At 70.4% G+C, this 25,163-nt stretch carries 16 protein-coding genes; 13 read left to right on the top strand and 3 right to left on the bottom strand.

The features are described from left to right. The first annotated feature begins 96 nt into the window (after nt 1-96). From HZF07_RS06420 to HZF07_RS06400, 5 genes are all read left to right on the top strand, one after another. Nucleotides 97-516 carry a MaoC family dehydratase gene (locus HZF07_RS06420; RefSeq protein WP_198346339.1) on the top strand — a complete coding sequence of 140 codons (420 nt, stop codon included), beginning with the start codon at nt 97-99 and terminating at the stop codon, nt 514-516. Nucleotides 517-565: 49 nt separating this feature from the next. Next, a complete protein-coding gene (locus HZF07_RS06415) occupies nt 566-1,138 on the top strand; it encodes an OsmC family protein (RefSeq protein ID WP_157340289.1) in 573 nt (190 codons plus the stop codon). A gap of 69 nt (nt 1,139-1,207) precedes the next feature. After that, nucleotides 1,208-2,491: a flavin-containing monooxygenase gene (locus tag HZF07_RS06410; protein ID WP_157340287.1), complete on the top strand. Its 1,284-nt coding sequence runs from the start codon at nt 1,208-1,210 to the stop codon at nt 2,489-2,491. Further along, nucleotides 2,488-3,693, top strand: coding sequence for an NAD(P)/FAD-dependent oxidoreductase (locus tag HZF07_RS06405; protein ID WP_157340285.1), 1,206 nt, complete (start codon nt 2,488-2,490; stop codon nt 3,691-3,693). The genes HZF07_RS06410 and HZF07_RS06405 overlap by 4 nt, the downstream gene beginning before the upstream one ends. A 7-nt stretch (nt 3,694-3,700) precedes the next feature. Continuing rightward, on the top strand, nt 3,701-6,820 hold the full coding sequence (locus tag HZF07_RS06400; RefSeq protein ID WP_157340283.1) for an ATP-binding protein: 3,120 nt from the start codon (nt 3,701-3,703) through the stop codon (nt 6,818-6,820). Nucleotides 6,821-7,536: 716 nt separating this feature from the next. Here the strand turns inward: HZF07_RS06400 and HZF07_RS23675 are convergent. Further along, a complete protein-coding gene (locus HZF07_RS23675; RefSeq protein ID WP_258562507.1) occupies nt 7,537-9,474 on the bottom strand; it encodes a PKD domain-containing protein in 1,938 nt (645 codons plus the stop codon). Between the two features lie 187 nt (nt 9,475-9,661). After that, nucleotides 9,662-10,504, bottom strand: coding sequence for a hypothetical protein (locus tag HZF07_RS06390; protein WP_157340279.1), 843 nt, complete (start codon nt 10,502-10,504; stop codon nt 9,662-9,664). A gap of 366 nt (nt 10,505-10,870) precedes the next feature. On the opposite strand from HZF07_RS06390, the gene HZF07_RS06385 reads away from it, so the two are divergent. From HZF07_RS06385 to HZF07_RS06370, 4 genes are all read left to right on the top strand, one after another. Further along, on the top strand, nt 10,871-11,527 hold the full coding sequence (locus tag HZF07_RS06385; RefSeq protein WP_157340277.1) for a carboxypeptidase-like regulatory domain-containing protein: 657 nt from the start codon (nt 10,871-10,873) through the stop codon (nt 11,525-11,527). A gap of 161 nt (nt 11,528-11,688) precedes the next feature. Then, nucleotides 11,689-13,305 carry a sensor histidine kinase gene (locus HZF07_RS06380; RefSeq protein WP_157340275.1) on the top strand — a complete coding sequence of 539 codons (1,617 nt, stop codon included), beginning with the start codon at nt 11,689-11,691 and terminating at the stop codon, nt 13,303-13,305. Then, entirely contained in the window at nt 13,296-13,949 is a 654-nt protein-coding gene (locus HZF07_RS06375; RefSeq protein ID WP_157340273.1) for a response regulator transcription factor, read from the top strand. The genes HZF07_RS06380 and HZF07_RS06375 overlap by 10 nt, the downstream gene beginning before the upstream one ends. A 564-nt stretch (nt 13,950-14,513) precedes the next feature. Next, nucleotides 14,514-17,810, top strand: a complete 3,297-nt coding sequence (locus tag HZF07_RS06370) for a hypothetical protein (RefSeq protein ID WP_157340271.1) — start codon at nt 14,514-14,516, stop codon at nt 17,808-17,810. A 280-nt stretch (nt 17,811-18,090) separates the two neighbouring features. On the opposite strand, the gene HZF07_RS06365 is transcribed toward HZF07_RS06370, so the two are convergent. Beyond that, nucleotides 18,091-19,119 carry a LuxR C-terminal-related transcriptional regulator gene (locus tag HZF07_RS06365; RefSeq protein WP_181644868.1) on the bottom strand — a complete coding sequence of 343 codons (1,029 nt, stop codon included), beginning with the start codon at nt 19,117-19,119 and terminating at the stop codon, nt 18,091-18,093. 124 nt (nt 19,120-19,243) lie between these two features. Here HZF07_RS06365 and HZF07_RS06360 point away from each other — a divergent pair, with 124 nt between their 5' ends. The 4 genes from HZF07_RS06360 to HZF07_RS06345 all read left to right on the top strand — a co-directional run. Beyond that, nucleotides 19,244-20,227, top strand: a complete 984-nt coding sequence (locus HZF07_RS06360) for a TolB family protein (protein ID WP_181644867.1) — start codon at nt 19,244-19,246, stop codon at nt 20,225-20,227. A gap of 83 nt (nt 20,228-20,310) precedes the next feature. Then, nucleotides 20,311-20,604, top strand: a complete 294-nt coding sequence (locus HZF07_RS06355; protein ID WP_157340265.1) for a hypothetical protein — start codon at nt 20,311-20,313, stop codon at nt 20,602-20,604. Between the two features lie 345 nt (nt 20,605-20,949). Next, nucleotides 20,950-21,381, top strand: coding sequence for a hypothetical protein (locus HZF07_RS06350; RefSeq protein WP_157340263.1), 432 nt, complete (start codon nt 20,950-20,952; stop codon nt 21,379-21,381). 295 nt (nt 21,382-21,676) lie between these two features. Next, the coding region (locus HZF07_RS06345; RefSeq protein ID WP_157340261.1) for an Ig-like domain-containing protein at nt 21,677-25,163 on the top strand (3,487 nt) is incomplete at its 3' end.

The raw sequence follows: 25,163 nt of genomic DNA, 5'->3' as shown, positions 1-25,163 counted from the left end.
ATCGCCGGTACAGCGTGCGAGCGGCCGTCGCCGACATTCCCGTGCCTGGCTTGCCGGGGAAGGTCGGGGGAAGGTCGGCGGTGGATGGTGCTCCGCATGACCACTCATCAGCCGCGTACCGCCCGGCGTCACCGCACTGTCACCGAGCGTGACATCGAGCTGTTCACGGAGATGAGCGGTGACCGGAACCCGCTCCACTACGACGCCGAGCTCGCCGCGGCGAGCCGGTTCGGAGGCATCGTCGTCCAGGGCGGCGTCACCTCCGCCCTGCTGAACGCCCTCGTCGCCGAGGACCTGCCCGGCCCGGGGAGCGTGTTCCTGGAGGTGTCGTGGCGGTTCCTCGCGCCGGTCCGCCCGGGCGACGTCATCACCGCCTCGGCCACCGAGCTGGCGTCGCGGACCGACAAGCCCGTGACGACCCTCGCGACCCGCATCACCAACCAGGACGGCGTCGTCGTGCTCGACGGCACCGCGGTGGTCTGGCGCGACCCGGTCGTCGCCGCCCACCACTCCTGACCACCCACCGAAGAACACCCACCGAGAACACCCACCGAAAGGCACGATCATGACCACCACCACCGATCGCCCCAGCCGCAACGGGGTCGACACCGCCACGCTGTTCGCCACCCTCGACGCGGTGCGCGGACAGAACGAGATCGCGAAGTTCCAGTTCCGCGCCAGCAACAGCTGGGTCAGCGGCACCCACAGCCGCACGACGATCTCGGGCTTCCACGGCGCCATGCAGGAGCTCGAGCACGCGCAGCCCACCGTCGTCGACGCCGACCACCCCGCGGTGCTCGTCGGCACCGACGCGGCACCCACCCCGGTCGAGTACCTGCTGCACGCCATCGCCGCCTGCCTGACGGCCGGCATCGCGAACATCGCCGCCGCCCGCGGCGTGACGCTGACCTCCGTGCGCTCGGAGGTCGAGGGCGACATCGACCTGCTCGGCATCCTCGGGCTCTCGGACGGCTCGGTGCGCAACGGCTACCAGCAGCTGCGTGTCACCTTCCACATCGCGGGCGAGGCCGACGAGGAGACGCTGCGCGGCATCGTCGAGCAGTCGCGTCGGCGCTCCGCGGTCTACGACGCCCTGACCAACCCCACCCCGGTAGCCATCGACGTCGTCGTCGAGTGAGCCACCGCCACCCCACGAGGTCCGGCCGCCGCGCGAGCGGCGGCCGGGCCCCGCCCCAGGAGGCACCCCATGACCACCCACCAGACCGTCGACACCGTCGTCGTCGGTGCCGGCCACGCCGGCCTGGCCGTCAGCCGGCTGCTGACCGACGCCGGGCGTGACCACGTCGTCCTCGACCGCGGCCGCATCGCCGAGCGGTGGCGCACCGAGCGCTGGGACTCCCTGCGCCTGCTCACGCCGACGTGGATGACCCGGCTCCCCGGCTGGTACCCCGGCGGCCGTGACCCCGAGGGCTTCCTCTCGGCGGCCGAGCTGACGACGTACCTCGAGCGGTACGCCGCGTCCTTCGACGCCCCGATCCATGCGGGCACGAACGTCCGGCGAGTCGCTCCGGCGCGTGGCGGCGTCGGCTACGACGTCCGCACGGACACCGGCACCTGGCGGACGCGGCACGTCGTCGTGGCCACCGGACCGCACGGGCCCAACCGGGTCCCGGTCCCGCTCGCCGACCTTCGCGCGGCCGAGCTGGTCCCGAGCAGCCGCTACCGCAACCCCGGCCAGCTGGCCGACGGCGGTGTGCTGGTCGTCGGGGCCTCCGCGTCGGGCGTGCAGATCGCCGACGAGCTCGCCCGGGCCGGACGCGAGGTCACGCTCGCGGTCGGCCGGCACACGCGCGTGCCGCGCCGCTACCGCGGCCTCGACCTCTTCTGGTGGCTGGAGAGCACCGGCCGGCTCGGCCGGACCATCGACGACGTCACCGAGCCGTTGCGCGCGCGGCACGAGCCGTCCTTGCAGCTCGTCGGCCGCGCGGAGCGATCGGATGCCTCGGACCTCGACCTGTCGACGCTGTCCCAGCGCGGCGTCCGTCTCGTCGGTCGCCTGCAGGGCCTCGACGGCGACCGGGTCGCCCTCGACGACGGCCTGCGGGCGCGGACCGTGGAGGCGGACCGGGCGCTCTGCCGCCTGCTCGGGTCCTTGGACGAGTACGCCGCGCGCACCGGCCTGGCCCGGGAGCTGCTCGCCCCGACGCGTCCGCGACCGGTCGACCCCGCGCCGGCGCCCGGGTGGCTCGACCTGAGGGCGGAGCGGATCGGCACGATCGTGCTCGCCGCCGGTCACCGGCCGGACCACTCCTGGCTGGCGCTCCCGGTGACCGGTCCGGACGGTGCGATCCGGCAGTACCGCGGCGTCACCTCGGCTCCCGGGATCTACGTGGTCGGGCAGCGCTTCCAGCACCGCCGCGACTCGAGCTTCATCGACGGTGCCCGACACGACGCCCGCGACGTGGTCACGCACCTGGTGACCGGTGCCCTGCCCGCCGCGGCCGTGGCGTCCGAGGAGCCGGCGGCATGAACGGCCACGACGTCGTCGTCGTCGGCGCGCGCGTCGGCGGCGCCTCCACCGCGATGCTGCTGGCCCGCGCCGGCCTTCGGGTCGCGCTCGTCGATCGCGGGAGCTACGGGTCCGACACGCTGTCGACGCACGGCCTGATGCGCGCGGGCGTGCTCCAGCTCTCCCGCTGGGGCGTGCTGCCCGGCGTGGTCTCGGCCGGCACGCCGCCGGTGCGCCGTACGACGTTCCACTACGCGTCGCAGGAGCCCGTGCAGGTGTCGATCCGGCCGAGCGCCGGCGTGGAGGCGTTGTATGCGCCTCGCCGCCTGGTGCTCGACCGGCTCCTCGTCGACGCGGCGGCGCGGGCCGGGGTCGACGTGCTCTTCGGCACCACCGTCACCGGGCTGCTGCGCAGCGGCGACGGCGCCGTCGGGGGCGTCGTCGTCTCCGGCCCGAGCGGCGCGGCCGTCACCCTGCCCGCCGCCGTCACCGTCGGGGCCGACGGCGTTCGCTCCATCGTCGCGCGGGAGGCGGCGGCGCCCCTCACGAGGCAAGGCCGGCACCGCGGCGCGATCCTCTACCAGTACCGCCGCGACCTCCCTGTGACCGGCTACGAGTGGGCGTACGGCGACCATGCGGCCGCCGGCCTGATCCCGACGAACGACGGCGAGACGTGCGTCTTCGTCGAGACCTCGCCGGCGCGGATGCGTCAGCTGCGTCGCGCCGGCGCGGACGCGGCGTTCAGCGCCGTGCTCGCCGCAGCCGGCCCCGACCTGCACGACCGGGTGCTGTCGTCCGAGACGTCCAGCAGGCTGCACGGATGGGCCGGCCTGCCGGGGTACCTGCGCCGCCCGTGGGGGCCCGGGTGGGCTCTGGTCGGCGACGCCGGCTACTACCGCGACCCGATCACCAGCCACGGGATCACCGACGCCCTGCGCGACGCGGAGCTGCTCGCTCGCGGGCTGACGTCGGTGCTGCGGGACGGGACGGCGTACGACGAGGCCATGGCGGGCTACGAGACCACGCGCGACCGGCTGGCGGGGGCGATGCTCGCCGCGACCGACGACGTCGCCGCGTTCGACTGGGACGTCGCCCGTGCCCAGGGCCTGCTGCGGCGCGTCAGCTCCGCCATGAGCGACGAGGTCGACCACCTCGCTGCCCTCGATGACGAGCCCGTCGACGGCGGCACGCCGGCGCGGCGGGCGAGTAGCGTTCGCTGTTGAGGGAGGCATGCGAGTGTCGGTGCGGATCAGCCTGCTCGGAGACTTCGCCGTCGAGGTCGACGGCCGCCCCGTCCCGTCCGCGGAATGGTCGCGGCGAGACCCGGCCGCGCTGGTCAAGCTCCTCGCGCTGACCACGGGTCGGCTCCACCGCGAGCAGGTCATCGAGACGCTGTGGCCCGGCGTCCCGCTCCACCTCGGCGCGCCCCGCCTGCACAAGGCCGCCCACCACGCCCGCAGGCTGCTCGGTCATCCCGGAGCGGTCCAGCTCCAGCAGGAGACCGTCGCGCTCTTCCCCGAGGCGGAGCTCGAGGTGGACGCACGGGAGCTGCTCCGCCGCGGCCGTGAGGCGCTCGCCGCGTCCGACCCGGCCGCGGCCGAGGCGGCGCTGGCGCTGCACGCCGGACCGTTGCTGCCGCAGGACCCCTTCGAGCCGTGGACCGCCGAGAGCCGGCTCGCCGTGGAGTCCCTGCACCTCGAGCTGCTCCGGCTCGCTGGCCGCTGGGCCGACGTACTCGACCTGCAGCCTGCCGACGAGGAGGCGCACCTCGGCCTGGTCCGGGCGTACGCCGCTCGCGGCGACCTCCGTGGCGCGCGTCGGCAGTACGAGCGGATGGAGCAGGCGCTCCGGCACGAGCTCGGCACCGCCCCGAGCCCCGAGGCGCGCCGGGTCCGGGCCGAGCTCGGTGAGCCGGCCCGGTCGGCCGACGGCGAGCAGCCCGCGCGCGTCCGGCTGTTCGGGCGGCGCGACCTCGCGGACCTGGTCGACGCCCGTCTCGAACGGGCTGGGACCGGACGGGGAGGCGGGATGCTCCTCCAGGGGCCGGCCGGGGTCGGCAAGTCCACGCTGCTCGACCTGGCCGAGTCCGCTGCGCGTCGCCGCGGCTGGCGGAGCGGGCGGGGGAGTGCGTCGGCGATCGAGGGCTCGTGGCCCTACGCGCCCGTCCTCGAGGCACTCGGCGACCTCTGCCGCAAGCACCCGGCCCTGCTCGACGGGCTGGACGACGTCTACCGCACCGAGCTGGACATGGCGCTGTCGGGGCGCGAGCTGCCGTGGGGCGGCGGGTCCGGCCACCAGCGGCTCTTCGTCGCCGCCGCCGAGCTGGTCCGCCTGGCCGCCGCCGGCGCCGGGCTGCTGCTCGTCGTGGACGACCTGCACGAGGCCGACGAGGCCTCGACGCGGCTGCTGCACTACCTGGCGCGGTGCGCCACGGGCGAGGCGGTGCTGATCGCCGTCGCGCTCCGACCCGAAGGGCCGCGGCACGTCCGTGAGGCCGTCGACAGCCTGGCCGCGCGCGACCCGAGCGCGTTGGTGCAGGTGCCCCCGCTGTCCGCGGACGCGACGCGACGCCTGGTGGCGGCCACCCACCCCGACCTGCCGGCCGAGGTCGTCGACGAGATCTGGCAGCTCAGCGCCGGCCTGCCGTTCCTGGCCCTGGAGCAGGCCCGCAACCGGACCACCGGGCGGACCGGTGACGTGCTGCCGCCGCTGCCGGCCGACGTCCTGGTCACCTTCGAGCGGGTGGCGCTGCTCGGCACGACGTTCACGACCGACGAGATGCTCGCGCTCGCCGGTGTGGACGAGGCCGTGGCCTACCGGCAGCTCGAGTACGCCGTCGCGAGCCTCCTCGTCGAGCCGGGCGAGTCGGGCTATCGCTTCCGGCACCCCCTGATCCGTGAGTCGCTGGTCGAGCGGATGCCGACCGGGGTCCGGCTGGCCGCGCGTCGGGAGGTCGGCGAGACGCTCGCCGCGCTGGGCGCTCCGCCGGCCCGGGTCGCGCACCAGCTGCTCCAAGGCGGGCTGCCGTCGCGGGCCGCGCCGTACGTCGTCCAGGCGGTGGAGACGGCCGGCGCCCTCGGCGCCTACCGCGACGCCCTGGCCCTCGTCGACGGCGTCCTCGAGCACGCACCCGCCGACGTCGCGGGGCACCTGCTGGCCCGGCGGGGCGACCTGCTGATGGCGCTCGGGGACCCGTCGGCGCTCGCGGCGTACCGAACGGCCCTGCCACGCACGACCGGCACCCAGCACCGGCTGGTCCGTGCCGGGCTCGCCCGGGCGGCGGCGTTCGCCAACGAGCTCGACACCGCGGCCGCGGCGCTGCGCGGGCTCGAGCTCGAGGGCGATGCCGCGGACGGACCGATCCTGGTCGCCCAGGGCAACCTGGCGTTCTTCGAGGGCGACGTCGACCGCGCCTGGCAGGTCGCCTCCCAGGCGCGGGACCTGCTCGTGGACCCCGACGGCGCCTGGCGCCTGCTCGACCTGGTCTCCCTCCAGGGCCTGATCGCGCACGAGCGGGGCGAGTGGTTCGAGCGGTTCCTGATCGAGATGCGGCGCACGCAGGGCAAGGACCGGCTCGCGGTCGCGCTGTTCGACGCTCATCTGTGCGTGGCCGAGTACCTGCTCTACGGGCCGGTGTCCTACCCCGACGTGATCACCCAGGCCGAGGAGCTGCGGAGCCGGGCCAACCACGCCGGAGCGCTGCGCGGGGTCGCGTTCGCCACCGCGCTGATCGGTGAGGCCGCGCTGCTGATGGGCGACGTCGACCGGGCCGAGCGCGAGCTCACCGAGGCCATCGAGCTGCATCGGGACAGCGACGCGCCGGCCGGCGAGGCGCACAGCCTGCAGCGGCTCGCCGAGGTCCGGCTCGCCCAGGGGGACGCCGCAGCGGCGCGGGCCCTGCTCGACCAGTCCCTGCCGCTTGCACGCTGGTCGATGATGAGCCACCACCTCCTCCAACGGATCTACGGCACGATGATCGCCGCCGCCCCCGATCCCGGTGCGGCACGGGTCGTCGTCGATCGGGCCGAAGCGACCATCGGCGCCGGGGACCGGTGCCTCCTCTGCGACGTGATGCTCGAGGTCCCCGCCGCGATCGCCTGCGCCGACGTCGGCGACATCGCGGACGCGGAGCGGCACCTGGCGCTCGCCGAGGAGTCCGCGAGCCGCTGGGCGGGCTCCGCCTGGCAGGCCGCGATCCTGGAGGTGCGCGCCCGGATCGCAGCAGCCTCCGGCCTCCCGCACGAGGCGGCCGAGCTCGCGGAGCAGGCCGCCCGGCTCTTCGAGTCCGCCGGCCACGTGCGCGACGCCGAACGCTGCCGGGCCGATCGTCCGTCCGCATCGGTGGGCTGAGTCGAACCCGACCTCGGTTGCCCGGGATGTCGGTTGGAGCGTTCGTCAGCGGATCGGCAGACCTCGCACGTCCGGCAGGCGGCGGTTGGACGCGCCTGATCGTGGCAGATCTGCATGCGCCACCGGCTCGCCCGTGGGACGTCATACGGACGGTGGAAGCGGACACACCGTCCGTATGACGTCCCACGCCTTGCATCCGCATCTCGGCAGGCGAGTGCGTCTGGCCCGCGGTGAAGAGACACACCTCGTGAGGCGCTGGATCGCGGGATGCGGCCGTGTCTCTGCCGTTGCCGACTCCGGGTGCTACCGCCACCGACGTTGAGACTTCGCTTCCGTGGATGAGCGATGCCGATCCGGCGGACATCGCCACCTTGGACATCGGCGGCCCGCGCGGCCTCAGACGGTGGATCGCCTGGAACCGGCGCAACGATGAAGAGCATGGCCTCGGGCCGTGGGTCGTCGAGACCCACGAGGGCGGTTCATCAGGCGACTGCGGCTTGACCAAGCAGACGGTGGAAGAGCGGCGGTTCGTCGAAGCGGGTTGGACGGTTCCGACCTCCCTGGTCAGGGCTACGCGACGGAGGGGCAGCCGGTGCGATGCGGGAGGCCGCTCGCGCCCGGCATTGAGCTCCATCGACCGCAGCCGGCCGGCCAGCATCAGCGTCACCCGCTCCGCACCTGGTGCGGAGCGGCTTCGCGTGCGCGAGGGCCCGGGGTCAGCAGAGCTTGCCGTTGAGCAGGCAGTACGTCCTGGGGTGATGCACGCCCACGACACCGACCTTACGAATGTCGCGCGTCCGATGAGCCAGGGTCCCTTGCGGGACAACCTTGACCATCGACAACTTGAACCGGGAACGGTGGTCGTCGGTGATGCGCACCTCGTAACGCTGACCGTTTGGTCGCATAAGCAGAATCCCCGAGAAGCCCTTGTGGGCGAAGTACACCGAGCCCGGAATCTGTTCTCGAGCTGGCCCATGCGCAAGCTGGCCGGTCACGCGCCCAGCGGAGTCGACGACGGCGACGTTCGCGGGCGGGTCCTGAATGGCGTAGAACCAGCGCATCGAGTCGAGGTTGTGACTCAATTCGACATGCAGGAGCGGTTCGACGGTCTTGATGGCGCGCTGGTAGGTCATTGACGGGTCGAACCGTGCGTAGAACGTGAACGGACCCGAGTTGTAGACCTCCTTGCCGGCCAGCAGTTCACTGAACCCAGCGGTATGCCATCGAACCAAACCCGACCCGACGCCACCCACGACACAGCCAGACACCCGTGGCCCGAACAGCGCCCAACGACAGTCCGGAATCGATGCGGAGCCATCGAGGAAGTCGAGTTGGGCAGTCGCATGCGACTCGACGACCAGGTCCGGTTGCCTACGCTGAGGAAGGTTGCGGTCATACCCGGCGCCCAGACGAATACGAACATGAAGGACCCCGGAACCGCGGAACGAACAGGACGCATCGGCGGCTGCCTTCTTCACAGCACGGAACGTGACCGGCAGTTCGAGGTACTTGATGCCGACCGGCTTCAGGAGGCGGTCATACGACTGGTTCACCTCAGGCAGCGTTGCCGTCACAGGGTCTTCCGGACAGGTAGCAACCTCGTCGTAGTACGCCTTCGACGTTCTGCCAGCGCTGTCGGTGAACCGCATCGTCGCAGTGAAACTCGACCCTCGATCGCGATACACGTGCTCCGGGTCGGCTGGCCCTGTGTCATCACTGGAACCGTCGCCCCAGTCCCAGGAATACGACGTGATGCGAGCACCCGGGTCTCGGCTACCCGACGCGTCGAACCGAACCTTCCCGTAGTCCTCGACCCTGTCGCTCGCCCGTTCCCACGTGAACTTCGGCTGCAACCCGCACGCCGTCGTCGACGAGACACCCGCCGCAACTGCCGCGAGGCTATGCCACACGGACGACCCCTCAGCCGGGAGGTCGCGCCTGTTCACCGAACAACCAGACCCAGCCAGCACAGCATGGAACGACCACTTCGCCGTCCCCTCACCCGAATACGTCGCAGTGCAATCAATGGTCAATGTGACCACCGAGCGAGACTCCGCCAACGACGTCTTCCACGGGGCATCGCAGTCGTACGTCGAGCCGTTTCCAGTGCTGGTCAGGGGCGCGCCCACCCAAGAATCACAGCCGTTGTCCCACGTGACCGGATACCCACCGTCCTCGGCATACAAGTCGACACTCGGCTTACCGGAACGCCCTCTCGAGATCCTCAAGAACGGGCGGAACCCTGACTCATACGGGCCCCCACCCGCGCCGGACAAGTGGTTCGGCTGACAGTCGCCACTGATGAAGCCATACGCCCCCGAATAGGACGTCGACCACGCCGACGACCCGTCGTCTTTCCACGACCCTCCGCCTTCTTCCGGCGTCCCCACCAGGTGCAAGACGTGGTGGCTCGTGGAGTCGACCTGCTCGATGTCGCCCAACCCGTCAGCGTTGTTGTCATCAACGTGCTCAGTCACATCCGCAGTTCCCGACCACTCCGTCGGGAACTGCACAGTGGGGACCGAGTCGCCAGGCGCTTGGAATTGGGTCTTGGCGTTCGTTGCCTCTCGATGTGTGTATGTTGCGGAAGCGGTGGGCCCGGAAGCACACAGTGAGAGTGCGAGGACTACAGCGATGAGTCGGTGGCTGACCATGATTGCCCTTTCAGCAATTGGCGGTGCTGGCCCGGAGGGTCTTGCTCCTGGGCTTCGCCTTCGCGGTCGCCGGTGCGGCGTCGGGGGGATCCACCCGGGTTGCCCGAGCAGCTCGAGGACGCGGCTTCCTGCCTCGCGTTGAGGCGATAGCGGAGCCTGGTTGGTGGTGGGTCGACGGCGTGAGGAGCTACTCCGTCGCCCATCGGATGTCCAGGTACTGCAGCTCGTCGCTGCTGGACATCGGATGGTCGAAGAGCGTGAGCAGCCTGACGGATGGATGGGTGTCGGTCTCGTCGGTCGCGAAGGCAAGCGGTCGGTTGCCGTCGGTCATCCCAAAGACTCGCCAAGCGCCGGCTGGCAACGCGATGTCGGTCAAGTCGCAGAGACTCGAGGACGGGAAGGTCACGATCTTGGCGTCTGTCGTGGAGCCGTCGACCAGGTGGTAGACGGGCACGAAGTGCAGTGTGACCGTCTCGGTGCCCGGGTCGGAGGCGACGTACGCCGGATCCGCCCACAGCGAGGTGCACCCGGCCTGGTCACGTGGTCGTACGTACACAGAGTCCGCAAGGCTGCCGGCCCCTCGGTTGGTGACGTCTGCCCGGAAGACCAGGCGGGTGGACCGGTTGCTCAGGGTGTTGAGGTCGCGCTGCCAGTAGCTGTTGTCGTACCAGGGGAAGTACGCGGACGCCGTCCAGCGAGTCGCCACGAAACGCTTGGCGAGCACCGGCAGACGGAACCTGCCCAGGTAGTCGGTCCGGACAGCGAAGCGGTCCTTCCCGCCGCCCACGCCGCGCGCGACGAGGTCCATCCGGAGGTTGGTCAGGCGGCGGCCGGCGGAGTTGACGACCACGCCGGCGACTCGCCGTGGCGGCGCGGCCCCATGTGCGGTGGTCGACGGTCCAGCCGCCACGGCCACGGGCGCCACGGCCACGGGCGCCAGACCGAGCATGCCGGCGGCGAGACTCACCGCCGCAGCCGTGGTCAGGACACGGCGCACGGGGCCGGGCCAGTGCGGGTGAGCGAGGTTCATGGTGATGCCTCCGGGCGTCGGGCTTGCTCCGACGAATCTCCCGCTCGGAGACTCCCAGCTGCCACGGGGACAGCCCGTCGAATGACGAGGGATATCCCGCTCGGGTCGGCGGGTCTGCCCCGTCGTCAAGGACCGGCCGCCGGACCGAGGGTGGGGACCTCGTATCGGACCGTTCGCTCCCCGGGAGGACCTGTCATGTTCCCGTCACCACGCCCTCGTCGAGGCCGAGCCCGCTGTGCGCCGCGTTGTGCCGCGGCAGCGGCACTGACCCTGCCGCTGTGGCTCGGTGCCTGCGGCTCCGACTCGAGCGAGGACCTTCCAGAGGCCGACCCGACACACGCGTCTCCGACGACCGTGGACGAGAGCGTGTCCGGGAGCATCTCCGGCAGCCTGTCCGGGAGCGTGTCCGGCACCGTCTCCGGCGCGGTCCTTGATGAGGACGGCGTCCCGCTCGGGATGGTCGTCGTCGCCTTCGCGCCGGCGGCAGGCGGCGCCGAGGTCACCGCGATGTCTGACGATGACGGCACCTACTCGGTCGAGCTCGACGACGGAACGTGGACGGCGACCTGCACGAACCTCGGCGGCGACTGCACACTGAGCGACGGACGGACGTCCACCGAGATCACCGTGCCAGGCGACGTCGAGCTCGACTTCGTCGCCCGGCAGTGGGAGGCGCCGACCACGACACCACGAACCGATGATGGCGGAGGCGGGAGCGCGGAGGAGCAGTGCCGCGCAGGTGGCTACACCGTCTGTGGATTCGTGACCCAGGATGGACACCCCGTGGCCGGCATGATCATCGAGGCGAAGTTCGGCAGCCAGAACCAAACCGTGACCACCAACGATGAGGGCGGATACGGACTCACGCTTCAGATCCCGGTCGCCACGCTGCTGTGCGAGGAGACCGAGGTCATGCTCGACGAGAACCTGATCTGCCAGGCCGACGGCAGCGGCGGACTGCCGGTGAGCATCGACTCCGGCACATCGGGCCAGATCGTCAACTTCACCGTCGTACCGTCGTGAGCCTCGCGTTCTCGGCGTTTACGACGCAGGGCCGCCGGATGGACACTCGAGTCGTGAGCGTCGGTACGAGAACCGCGACCACGTTGCTCTGGCTCGGCGGAGTAGCCGCTCTGGCATCCTGGGGCGAGTTCCGACCAGGCGGGGACAGCGCGTGGCTGGCCATGGGCGGTGTCCTGATCGCCGTCGGCTTCGCGGTCACCGCCACGTTGCTCGGCCTCGAGGGTGGCCAGAGTGGCAACGCCGTGCTCTTCGCCGTCCTGACCCTGATCTGGGTGTGCGACCAGGTCGCGAGCCGTGACGTGGGGGCGCTGACGCCAGTGCTGCTGTGGATCGGTGGCTTCACCCAGCTCGTCGCCGCCGCCGTGCTGTTGCGATATCCGAGCAGCGCCCTCGACGTGTGGGGACGGTGGTTCGTCGGCGTGACCGCGGCGATACTCGGCGCTGTCCAGCTCGCGATCATCCTGACCGGCACCCGTGCCGACTGGCAGACCTCGGAGCTGGCGGACGGTCCATGGCCGACGCTCATCCGCGCTCCGGCGCTGAACGACGCTCTGTGGGAGTTGCGCTGGATCGTGTGGACGGTCGCCGGCCCGATCTTCCTGGTCTTGCTCGTGCGGCGCTGGCGCCGGCTCGGCTTCATCGAGCGTCGTACGCTCAGCCCGATCCTGGTCACTGCGGGCATCACCACCGTGATGATCTCCCTCCGGCTGGCCGACGATCAGCTGCCGGGAGTGGGTCCGCAGGTCATGGAGGGCGTCCGGGCGTACGCCGCGGTGGCCGTGTCCGCGGCGTTCGCGCTGTCCGCCCTCCGGATGCGGCTCGAGCGGGGCGACGTCGCGACCCTCGCCTCCGATCTCCACGGCCCGGTCTCGATCGAAGAGGTGCGGGACGCGCTGCGGCGAGCGCTCGGCGACCCCGGACTCGAGGTCTGGTTCTGGGTGCCGGAGCAGGACACCTACGTCGACGCCGCCGGTGCTGCGGGCACGCTGCCGGATCCCCATGACAGGTTGTTGGCCTTCGTCAGCGATAGCCACGGCGCCCCGATGGCCGTCGTCCTGACCGACATCAGCCTCGAGCGGCACCACCAGCTGGTGGACGCTGCTGTGGCGGTCAGCCGGCTCGCCTTGGAGAACGCCCGTCTGCAAGCGAGCCTCCGCGCCCGGCTGGTGGAGGTGCGCACCATCCAGACGCGACTGGTCCACACTGGTCTCGAGGAGCGTCGTCGGCTCGAGCGGAACCTGCACGACGGTGCCCAGCAGCGGCTCCTCGGCCTCGGGATGCGGCTCGGCGCCCTCGCCAACACCGTCGAGGACCCCGAGACCACCATGTCGATCGACGCCGCGCGCGTGGAGCTCCAGCACGCACTCGAAGAGCTCCGCGATCTTGCTCGTGGCCTCTACCCCGTTGCCCTGACGCAGTCAGGGCTCGCCTCCGCCCTCGAGGCGGTGACCGAGCGGCTGCCCCTCGAAGTGACACGTGACGTGCCGGACCGCCGGTGGCCCCCAGACCTGGAGAGCACCGCCTACTTCATCGCCTGCGAGGCCATGTCCAATGCCTGCAAGCACGCGGGCGAGTGCACGGTCCGACTGCGTGTGTACGAGAAGGACAACAGTCTCGTCGTCGACGTCACCGACAACGGCCAGGGGTCGACCTACTTGACCGCGGGAGGCACGGTGCGCGGGATCCGCGACCGCGTGGAAGCCGCCGGGGGTCGACTCACCGTCCGCAGCACGGTCGGCGTCGGCACTCGCCTGGTGGCGGAGCTGCCATGCGGATAGGAATCGTCGACGACTCCGCGCTGTTTCGCGATGGGCTGACCATGCTCCTGGCCAGCGCGGGGGTCGAGGTCGTCTTCCAGGCTGGCGACGTCGACCAGCTGCTGGCGCGCATTGCCGAGGTCCCGGTCGACGTCGTGATCTTGGACGTCCGGATGCCGCCGACGTTCACCTCCGAAGGCATCCAGGCAGCAGCTCGGTTGCGAGAACTCATACCTGAGCTGGGATTGCTGGTCCTTTCCACCTACGCGGAGACAGCCTACGCCGCCCAACTCCTCGACATCACCACGCGCTCCATCGGCTATCTGCTCAAGGACCGGGTGAGCGACACCGCGACGCTCCAGGACGCCCTGCGCCGCATCGCTGCGGGGGAGAGCGTCATCGACCCGGAGATCATCCAGCGGCTTCTCGCGCGTGAGCGGCACGCCACGACACTCGGCAGGCTCACTGAGCGGGAGAGGCAGGTCCTTCAGCTGATCGCCGAGGGCCGTTCCAACGTCGGCATCGCCCGGCAGCTCCACCTGCACCCGAAGACCATCGAGCACTACATCGCCGGGATCTTCCAGAATCTAGGTCTTCCGGACACCCCCGACGACAACCGGCGCGTGCTCGCCGCGATCGAATGGCTGCGCGACGCCAGCACCTGAGCCACCGAGACCGCAGAGCCGGCCACCCAGCCGTCGGCGGATGCGCCAGCGCCTGAGCAGCCCTGATGGCGCCGGCCCTGGAGGTCCCGGTCACGTTCAGCCACCCCGGCGAGTTCGACGAATCATTGAGTTCACCCCGGGCAGACGTGCTCGATACCCGCCGCACCGGTGCCGCTGACGCGGCCAGCGGCCGTGTTCCAGAACGCGGTGCCAGTCAGGTAGGACGGTCCCGGACGCAGGACCAGGCTTGACGGGGCTGGTGGCCCGTTGGCTCTGAAGCGTCCCTCCCTCGTGGACACCATTCTCAGCCCGACTACGCTCGACGGGCTTCCGGCGCCCGGCGCGTGACAGGCAGCCTGAACGCCGGCGCCTGGTTGACCGCCACCAGGGACGGATCCGGCGACGTCGCCTCCAGCCCGCCCCCGCTCACGCTTCGAGGGATTTCCCGCACCGGCCAGCGGGACATCTCCCTGTTGTGCCGCGCCCCTCGCGGCCAGAGTCGAAGGGCCGCGGACCCAGTCGCGGCCATGGACGTCGCGGGGGAGCGGCAGGAAAGGGAGAGACATGGGCACGAGAGCACGGGGCAAGAGGCGTCTGGCCGGACTGGTGCCCGTCGCCGTCCTGGTCATGGGCTTGCTCGCTTCGCAACTGCCGCCGGCGTCGTACGCCGACGGCGGTGCCGTGATCAGGGTCCAGGCCGCGAAGGTGGACTGGATTGCCAACGCCTACTTCCAGAACCAGGGCGTCGAGGGCGTGAAGCTGGCGTTCTACGAGCAGACGTTGCTGCAGATGTACCGAAGCGATCCGAACCTGTCGCCGGTGGACGCTGCGAAGCAGATGAATGCCTTGATGAAGGCGGTGGACACCGCAGCGCCCAACGGACTGCTCGGCTTCGGCGCGGCCGGTGACGCCGTCGTGCCCGGCCTGCTGGGGATCATCCAGAAGGTCGCCGTGGAAAACCCGTACCTCGACGTCGCCGTGGACGCAGCCAAGGTCACCTTCCAGTACTTCTCCAACCAGACGACGATCACCAACCCCGACGCCATCCAGCAGCTGACGGCGACAACGGACTTGTCGGCGATGGCCTCCGGCGTGTACACGACATCGTGGGGGACGCTCAGCAAGGTCTATGACGAAGCCAAGGACGGCAACCCGTTGTTCCGGACCGCCCAGAACCTGCTCTTCGCCGCCCGGACGGCGCCGACCTCCGCCACGGTGGACGAGCTTCTCGAGCACAACCCGAACCTCCTCATCCTCCGGGAAGTCCAGCGCCTGACACAGAGCAACGGCCAGATCAAGGCGCAGTTGAGCGACCTCACGGCGCTGGTCACCGCCAATCTCGATGCGGTCAGGCAACAGCAGGCGCAGGCCCAGGCCACATTGGCCCACCTGGCCGGTGTGCAGAAGGACATCCTGGCCTACGTCAAGGACATCTCCCTGCGCCAGCAGGAGCAGGCCGCCGCGGCCGCCAAGGCCCAGGCCGAGCAGCAGGTCATCGCTGCGGCGAACTCTGGCCTGTTCATCCTGTCCTCGCTCATCGGGCTCGGTGACCCCAAGGGTGCCAAGGTGGTCTCGGCCGTCGGCACCGCGGTGATCCAGGTCGCCACCTCGGTCTCGAAGTTCGCCGAGCTCGCCTCGAAGATGGGCGGGCTCGGAAACGCCCTCGGCTCGGTCGCGGGAGCCGCGCTGACCGGCAACATCATCGGCGCCGTGTTCGCGCTCATCCCGGTCTTCACGGGAGCCAAGGACGCCAACCAGCAGATCCTGGAGGCGATCGGGCAGCTGCAGAAGCAGGTGGCGGACCTCGGCAAGGTGATGACCGAGCGCTTCGACCACATCGACCACACCCTGAACACGGTGTACTCAGAGATGATGACGGCGTTCGCCAACCTCGACTGGAAGACCGACCAGATCCTGGGGGGAGTCACCGACACGCAGAACCAGCTGGTCAAGCTGCACGACCAGCTGACCAACCTGGAGGGCGGGCTGTGGAGCTCGCTCAGCGACGGCTTCCGCCGCCCGTTCTGGAACGCGGTGGACTCCGCGCTCGGCTACCGCCGGCGCACGCACCACGACCTACCGCCGGACGACTACGTCGACGCGAGCAGCCAGTACTACGTCTGGGCGACCAGGCACGCATACGACGAGGCCTCGAGCGGTCCCGCCCAGCGGGACTACTCGCCGGAGCGAGTGGCCGTGGAGCTGGCGTCGTATGCGCTGGACGTGAACGCCAACTACCTGGCCCTGCTGCCGACGAGCTGGGGTCTGCCCGCACTCGCGAGCGACCGCCTCGCCAACGCGCACGACTGGATGCTCGGCGCTCGTGCCTACCTCACCCTGGCCCTGGACTACCCGGGCCTGGCGCAGCACGACCATGCGCTGCGCAGCGAGGCGAGGTCGCTGATGGCGAGCGGCTTGCAACTCCAGGGCTTCGAGCGAGCCATCAGCGGCGGCCTCCCGACGGCGTACGGGAACGCCACGTTGAACCCGCTGTTCGCTACCATCCTGCAGAAGTACGACGGGGCGCTCGCCCTTCTGGGTCAGGCGATCAGCGACACCGAGAAGGCGTACGCCGCCAGGACCGCGCACCTCGACCCGTTCGGGGGCGTCGACCAGGTGCTGCCGTACGCGTCCGACCTCAGCACCTTGGGTTGCGCCCTGGACGGCGACGGCATCCCGGTGCCGCAGCGGACCTTGCCGATCACAGCGGGCACGGCGCTGCGGATCGCCCCAGGGCCTGTGCGGATCATGAGCTACGCGCCCGGCGCGGTCGGACGGGGGAAGCTGACCATCTGCCGGGGCGGTCTGTGGGACGACTACGAGGACAAGGTCGTCGGCAAGCGCGAGATCACCACCGCTGAGCTCTACGCGACGATTGGCTCGAAGTTCAACGGGAAGCCGTTGCTCTCCCAGCGCGTCGGCCTCCGCCGCTACACGCTGTGCAGCGTCGACACAACCGACCCCGACCAGGTGTGCCCGGACGAGCCCGACCCTGTGGCGTTGGTTCAGGCGAACTGGATCACCAGCGTCGAGCCCGCACTGGATGCCGACACCGCGGTCAGCGTGGCGGACCAGGGCCTGCTCGACCAGCTGACGGCCGGCGCGAAGGCTCACCTGGAGTTCCACCAGCGCGCCGAGCTGACCGCCGTGGGCAACTCGTTCACGACCGATGCCGCGACGCGCGACGCAGCTGCGCAGATGACCGGTCTCGTGGCTGCCCTCCGCGCGTACGTGCAGACTGGGTTGCCGGTGGCTCTGGCCTCCGACGAGATGCTCGCCGGGATGCTGAACGGCGACACCCGGATGCTCGACGAGGATGCCGCCAAGCGGCTCAGCAGTTGGTACTACAGCGCCGCCGTGACCAGTCGTGCCACTGGTGTCGAGCCCTGGCAGTCCATCCTGGCGGCCGCCAAGGACCGTGAGAACGCCTTCGCCACGGCGCTGGGCGGCGACCTCGCGGCCGAGCGGCGGGCGGGTCTCAAGGACGGGTCGCTCGCGACGGCAACGACGATGCAGCGGCTCTCGGTGCTGGTCAGCACGGTGCTCACGCCCGGCGTCCAGCTCGCCCGGCCGGTCAAGGCCGTCAAAGTGCCGGCCACACACGTGGGCGGGAAGCGGACGGTCAAGGTCAAGCTGGCCAACCCCGGTCTCGGGCTGCTCCACATCAAGAAGGCCAACGTGAAGGGTTCCGGTCTCACGGTGCTCCGCAACGGCTGTCGCAAGGTCGAGGGGCACGGCACGTGCAGCGTGCTGCTCCGCTTCGCGCCTGTGCACCGGGGCAAGAGCAAGGCTCGGCTGACTCTGCGCACCAACGTCGGCCGCCAGCCGTTCCGGGTCCGGCTCGTCACCAGGGCCGGGTGACCACACAGGCAGTGCGGCGGGCGGGTCCAGGCCCGGGCCTGTCCGTCGCTCACCGCCTCAGTGACGGCACGTCGCCTCGGGTTGGGGCCGACCTGCTGCGGCTCGGCACGGTCGGGTGTTGGTTCTGTACGCCCAGCACCGGCCCTTCGCCCGGCGGGACGGGGCCACCGGTGGCGGAACTCGTGCTCGGGCTGGCTCTAGCGGTGACCGCGGTCCTCCTGGTGCACCAAGACGGCTAGCCTCGAACGCCCTGGTGTTCGCGGGGATCTCTGTGTCTTGCTCAGCCGAGCCGGCCGAAGAGCTCGTCCCGGCCGGACACCTGGCACTTTCGATAGAGCGAGCGGAGGTGGTCGTTCACGGTGAGGAGTGAAATGGCCAGCTTGCGGGCGATCTGTTTGCCGGCGAGACCGTCCACGAGCGATGCCAGGACCTCGGACTCGCGGTCGGTCAACCCGTGGTGGAGGGTGTACGTCTCGAGCAGATCCCGCGCCGTTGCGCGGTGCACCAGCACCGCGACGTCGGCCGCACCGATCGACACGGGAGTGCCCTCCACGCGCAGCCAGTGCCCGCTGACCGTCCGGATGCACGTGGCCGCCTGCTCGGCCCCGGCGATCCTGACGGCGTGCGCGGCGTCGAACAGCACGCGGGTGACGTCTTCGGGGTGGGTCTCGTCCTCACCGCCGGGTAGGAGATCGTCGAGCCAGAGCCGCGCGTCTGGCGTGGCCTCCACCAACTGGTTGTCCGGGGTGAGTGCGACCAAGCCCGGGCCTGGCGCCGGACCCTGTCGAGCCAGCGCTCGGACGGGGTAGGCGCGCATCGCGCTGGTCAGCGCGTCGGCCAGGGCGGAGAGCGTCGAGACGTCACGATCGTCGAAGGGCCGATGGGCTGACTCCCGGAAGAGGACGAGCGCGCCCCAGAGTCGTCCCTGATCTCGGAGCACGAGCCGGATCTCGGAATGGAACCCCTGCGGCAACAAGATCTCGTTGAGCCGAAAACTGCGGCCAGCCTCTGGGTGTGCCGTGGACAGCCAGCCCGCGGGCAACGCCGCCACAGCGAGATCCCGGTACCGATTCACGTCGTGCATCAACGATTCGTTGCGGGCCATCTCGGCGGTCCGCTCGGTCCCTCGACCGCTGAACTGTGCAGTCCGCAGGCCCGTGACGGGATCCATGCCGACCAGACACCAGCCGTCGAAGGGAAGCGACCTCGCCAGCACGGCATGCACCTCGTGGCTGAACTCGGCAGCCTCCATGGGTAGTCCGGCCAGCCTGGCGAGGTTCGACCGCGTCGCTGCCAGGTCCGCGAGCACGCGGCCAGTATCCCAGCGTGACAACCCCCGAGAAATAGGCATGGAGGCCGACCGAGGGCAGCGCAAAGACTGGCGAAGAACCAGCCGAGGACCGATCCACAGGCAGCCGAGCAAGGAGTCAGCGATGAGGATCCCATTCCTGTCCGCAGCAGCACTCGCATTGGCCCTTGCCACGGCCGCCCCGGGTGCCGCAACAGCCCACCGGTCGGGCGTCGATCGCGGTTTGCTGATCGTCGCGGAACGCTACTCAGCCGACAACGGCGGGAATCCGCAGCTCGTCGCCGTCAACGCCCCGGACGGCTCTGCAGAAGTGCTGACCGACGACAACGCGGACACGGCACCGGAGATCTCCCACGACGGGAAGAAGGTGCTCTTCAACCGTTGCGTCAGCGGGATCGCGTGCGACCAGCCCGGCAAGATCAACGTCTGGATCATGCGCATCGACGGCAGCGGCGCCCAGCCGCTCACGACCTGCGACGGCAGCCGATGTCTCGGCGCTTTCGACCCGGCATTCTCAGCCGATGATCGCCGGATCGTCTTCACCCAGGATCTGCTCGACAGCAAGGGCGTCAACTTCAACGGCGTCTTCGTCATGCGGGCCGACGGCACGCACCAGCGCCGGCTGACCTCTCGAAGCGAGGATCAACCTCCCGACACCCATCCCCGGTTCTCTCCTGACGGCAGCAGGATCGTCTTCAGCCGCGAAGTCGAGGACGGTGCCCGCCTGATGACGATGAACGCGGACGGCACCGATGTGCAGGCCTTGCTCCCGGGTGTCGACGCGTTCGACCCAGAGTGGTCGCCCACCGCTAGGCGCATCGCGTTCACCATGGTGGGTCCAGGTGACGATCCGGGCCGCGTCGACGTCGCCACCATCCGGCCGGACGGCAACGACCTGCGGGTGCTCACACCTCAGCCGAACGGCAACGCGGCATTCCAACCCAGCTACTCACCGACCGGGAGCCGCATCGTCTTCAGCGAGAACGGGGACGACGGGTGCAGGCTGTCCCTCATGAACCCCTCAGGCAGCCAGCTCCGGCCGGTTGGCCGGCTCGACGGGGTGTGCTCCCTCAACGCCAGCATGGCCAACCGGTTCAACGGACGGTGAGCTACCCGTCACCGAAAGGTTGGACCGCCGCGGTACGCGTCGCACGCCGGGCGACAGCTCCCCGATCGAGCGGGACCGTGGCGATGCCCGGATGGATCGAGACTCCGGCCGAGACGACGGACCACCCACCCGGCTACATCTCGGGCTGCCGCGGCACGACGAGACCAGACCCGTACGCCGCCACCACCACCTGGGCCCGATCGCCGAGCCCGAGCCAGCTCGTCGGCCTGCTCGGCTGGATCGAGCCCGTGTTCATCCCGCTCGTGCTGCTGGCACCAGTGGTCACCGGTGCGCTGTGCGTCGCCGTCCGCATCGAGTACCGCTGGATCGCGGTGGTCTGGTGCAGCGCCGGGATCAACCTGCAGTGGACCGACTGACTGGTCAACCGCGAGGACGTCCTGTTCCACCTCGTGCTGTCGGTGATCTTGGCGCTGCTGGCTGGTCTGGGGTTCGCGGTCGTCTCCATGGCGACCCGCTCCCGTCGCCGAGCCGCCTGACCCGCCTGCCGGACGACCCCCTCTGCGGCGCTCCGGCGGCTGGCGCGTCGTCGCCGCCAGGTCGTCGACCGTGACCGGTCCTGGCTGCCTCGACGGTTGTCGCGTCGGTGCCGTCGCTCGGCAGTGCAGTTCCGGCGCAGTTGCAGGGCTGTGACGCATCGTGAAACTCACTGTGGCGGCAGATGCGGGCAGTAGCGAGAATGCGCTGCCTGACACACTGCCTCCGTGACCGAGTACTCGCCGAACGCCTGCCTGGCCTTGGGCCGCATCGCGGACGAGATCTCCGCTGGAGGCCCTTCCGGGCACGAGTTCCTGGTCGAGCTCGGCTACCGGGTCGCAGGCATCCCGCGCGGCTGGCAGGCCTGGGCAGTTCTGGCGACCGGAGGCAGGTCACGCATCAGGGGACACGGCTTTCGGGCCGAGCTCTTCGACGGGACCGGCGGTCAGGCGCGGCACTTCGCCGGTACCGCCCGTGCCGTCACGCTCCTGGGCGAGGGCGCGACCTTGTGGATCTCCGCGAAGGTCCGGCGCGACTCGGAGGACTCGCCTGACGGGCAGCTCACGCGACTGGCGGTCGACTTCGCAGCAGCGCTGCTCGACGGCAGCCTGCCAGCACACGAGAGCGGTGACTGGATCCGCGATCACCTGTGCGCCTGACCCCTGCCGGTCGGGGCTCCTCAGAGCCTTCCCCCCACGGCGACTGCCGTGCGTCCCGCCATTAGCCTGCCCCAGAGGGTGACGGTGGAGGCCTAGCACAGCAGCCGCGTACTCCTCGTCACCACCGCGCGGCTGGTCCGTGACTTCGTGGCCCGACCGTGCCGAGTCCGCTGTGCCAGGGTCATGCCGGCATGTTCGCCAAAGGCGGGTATGCGTCGAGGCCGGTGTGCTGCTTACCGTCACCCAAACGCCCTCGGGGAGCGACGTTCGTGCCATCTGTTCCCAGGAGGACGCCATGCTTCGACGACAGCTCCCCGTCACCCTCGTGCTCGCCGTTCTGTGCGCAGTCTGCGTCGGCATCGCGCCGTCGTACGCCGCGGGCAATCCACCGACGGCGCAGAGCGACAGCCTGTCCGTCGCCGTCGACCAGCCTGCGACCGTGGTGCTCCTGGCTTTCGACGACGAGGACGACCCGCTGACGTACGCCGTGTTCGGCGGTCCGGCTCACGGGGTCCTGACCGGCGACTGCTCCGACGGCGAGTGCACCTACACACCGGACCCCGGCTACACAGGGGTCGACTCCTTCGGGTGGTCGGCCAATGACGGCACCTCCACGTCGAACGACGCGACGATCTCGATCGAGATCACCGACCCCGACGCACTCGAGGCGTTCGACACCTCCGCGACGCTCGAGGCCGGGTCGGCGGCCGACGTGGAGCTGTCGGGCTTCGATCCCGGCGGCCACGCCCTCGCGTTCGAGATCGTCACCCCGCCCACCCACGGCACGTTGGGCACCCTCGGCTCGCCTGTCTGCGACACGGGATCATGCTCGACGACAGTGACCTACACCTCGACCGATGCGGCCGCCTCGGACTCCTTCACCTACCGCGTCTCCAACGCCACCCGGCACAGTCCCGCAGCGACCGCGTCGTTGCAGATCACCCCGGCGACCGGTGCGCACATCACGTCAGCGGGACCGCTCACGAGCATCGGTATCTCGCCGCTGCTCAACTGCTCCGTGCACCACGTCGGTGACTCCTCCGGCGAGTTCTTCGGCGAGACAGCGTGCGGCACGTTCGTCGCCCTCGGCGGCACCGTCTACGGGCCGGCGTCCATCCCGGCCGGCGGCGTCGGGCAGACGGCGTACACCCCGCTCAGCCAGACCAAGAGCGGCAGCGGCACCGCCGCGAGCCCGTTCGAGATCCACACGGTCGTCAACGTGGTCCCCGGCGTCAACCTCGACCAGGTGGACAGCTACGTCGTCGGCCAGGAGTCCTACCGCACGTCCTCGACCCTCGTGAACACGACCGGCGCCCCGATCACCGCCGAGGTCTACAAGGCCGCCGACTGCTACCTCCAGGACAGCGACACCGGCTACGGCCGCTACGAGGCCGCGACCGGGGCGATCGCGTGCGTCGGGGTCGGCGAGGGCGGGCCGAGCAGCAGGATCGAGCAGTTCTTCCCGCTCTCCAGCGGCAGCTCCTACTACGAGGCGGCGTACAGCGCCGTGTGGAGCGCGGTCGCCAGCGGCAGTCCACTGCCGAACCTGTGCCAGCAGTGCAGCAACGCCGTCGACAACGGCGCCGGGCTGAGCTGGAGCGTGAGCGTCCCGGCCGGCGGCTCGGCCTCGCGCTCTCACCTCACCACGTTCTCGCCGTTGGGCATCAGCCCCCTCAGCACGACCAAGACTGCCGACAGCGCCTCGGCGGTCGGCGGCCACGCGGACGGCTACACGATCACCGTCACCAACCCGAACTCGATTGCGGCGACGCTGACCACCATCACCGATGACCTGCCGACGGGGTTCAGCTACACCACCGGGTCCACCACCGGAGTCACCAGCTCCGAGCCGACCGTGACCGGACAGAAGCTCACGTGGTCCGGGTCGTTCCCGGTCCCGGCAGGGGGGCACGTCAACCTGCACTTCGGCGTGCTGGTCTCGGGTACGGCCGGCACCTTCCACAACAATGCCGGGGGCACGGCGGTGGATCTCGCCGTGGTGCCGACCGGCGACACCGCGCCCGTCACGGTGACCGCCAACCACAACCCCTCCGCAGTGAACGACGCCGTCACGACGGCTCAGAACACGCCCTCGAGCGCAGTGAGCGTGATCGCGAACGACACCGACGCCGACGGCGACACCTTGACCGTCACCGGCAAGACCAACGGCGCGCACGGCACGGTGACCTGCACCACGACCACGTGCACGTACACCCCGGCGGCGGGCTACAACGGTGCCGACAGCTTCACCTACACGATCAGCGACGGCCACGGCGGCACCGCAACGGGCACGGTCGCCGTGACCGTCACCGCGGTCGACGCCAACCATCCGCCCGCCGCGACCGCGGACACCCTCACGACGGCTGAGGACACTGTGTCGGCGGCCAAGAACGTCGTCGCGAACGACACCGACGCCGACGGCGACACTCTCGCTGTCAGCGGCAAGACCAACGGCGCGCACGGCACGGTCACCTGCACGACCACCGCCTGCACCTACACCCCGGCGGCGGACTACAACGGTGCCGACAGCTTCACCTACACGATCAGCGACGGCCAGGGCGGCACCGCAACGGGCACGGTCACCGTGACCGTCACGCCGGTCAACGACAACCCGCACGTCGTGGCCGACGCGATCACGACGAGCCAGGGCACACCCTCGGCCGCGAAGGACGTGGTGGCCAACGACACCGACGCCGACGGCGACACCCTCACAGTCACTGCGAAGACCAACGGCGCGCACGGCACGGTCACCTGCACCACGACCGCCTGCACCTACACCCCGGCAGCCGGCTACAACGGTGCCGACAGCTTCACCTACACGATCAGCGACGGCCACGGCGGCACCGACACCGGCACCGTGACCGTGACGATCACGCCGGTCAACGACAACCCCCACGCCGTCGCCGATGCGATCACCACCGCCGAGGACACCGCGTCGGCGGCCAAGAACGTCGTGTCGAACGACACCGACGCCGACGGCGACACCCTGACGGTCACCGGCAAGACCAACGGCGCGCACGGCACCGTGACCTGCACGACCACCACGTGCACGTACACCCCGGCGGCGGACTACAACGGTGCCGACAGCTTCACCTACACGATCAGCGACGGCCACGGCGGCACCGATACCGGCACGGTCACCGTGACCGTCACGCCGGTCAACGACAACCCCCACGCCGTCGCCGATGCGATCACCACCGCCGAGGACACCGCGTCGGCGGCCAAGAACGTCGTGTCGAACGACACCGACGCCGACGGAGACACCCTGACGGTCACCGGCAAGACCAACGGCGCGCACGGCACCGTGACCTGCGCGACCAGCACCTGCACCTACACCCCGGCCGCGGACTACAACGGTGCCGACAGCTTCACCTACACGATCAGCGACGGCCACGGCGGCACCGACACCGGCACCGTGACCGTGACCGTACCGCCGGTCAACGACAACCCCCACGCCGTCGCCGACGCGATCACCACCGCCGAGGACACCGCGTCGGCGGCCAAGAACGTCGTGTCGAACGACACCGACGCCGACGGCGACACTCTCGCTGTCAGCGGCAAGACCAACGGCGCGCACGGGACGGTCACCTGCACGACCACCACGTGCACGTACACCCCGGCTGCGGACTACAACGGCACGGACAGCTTCACCTACACGATCAGCGACGGCCACGGCGGCACCGACACCGGCACCGTGACCGTGACCGTGACGCCGGTCAACGACACCCCGCACGCCTTCGCCGACGCGATCACGACGAGCCAGGGCACGCCCTCGGCCGCGA

This window comes from Nocardioides agri (assembly GCF_013778305.1).
Classification (GTDB): Bacteria; Actinomycetota; Actinomycetes; order Propionibacteriales; family Nocardioidaceae; genus Nocardioides; species Nocardioides agri.
Note: the sequence above shows the minus strand (reverse complement) of the source record. Positions and strands in the feature narration are given on the sequence as shown.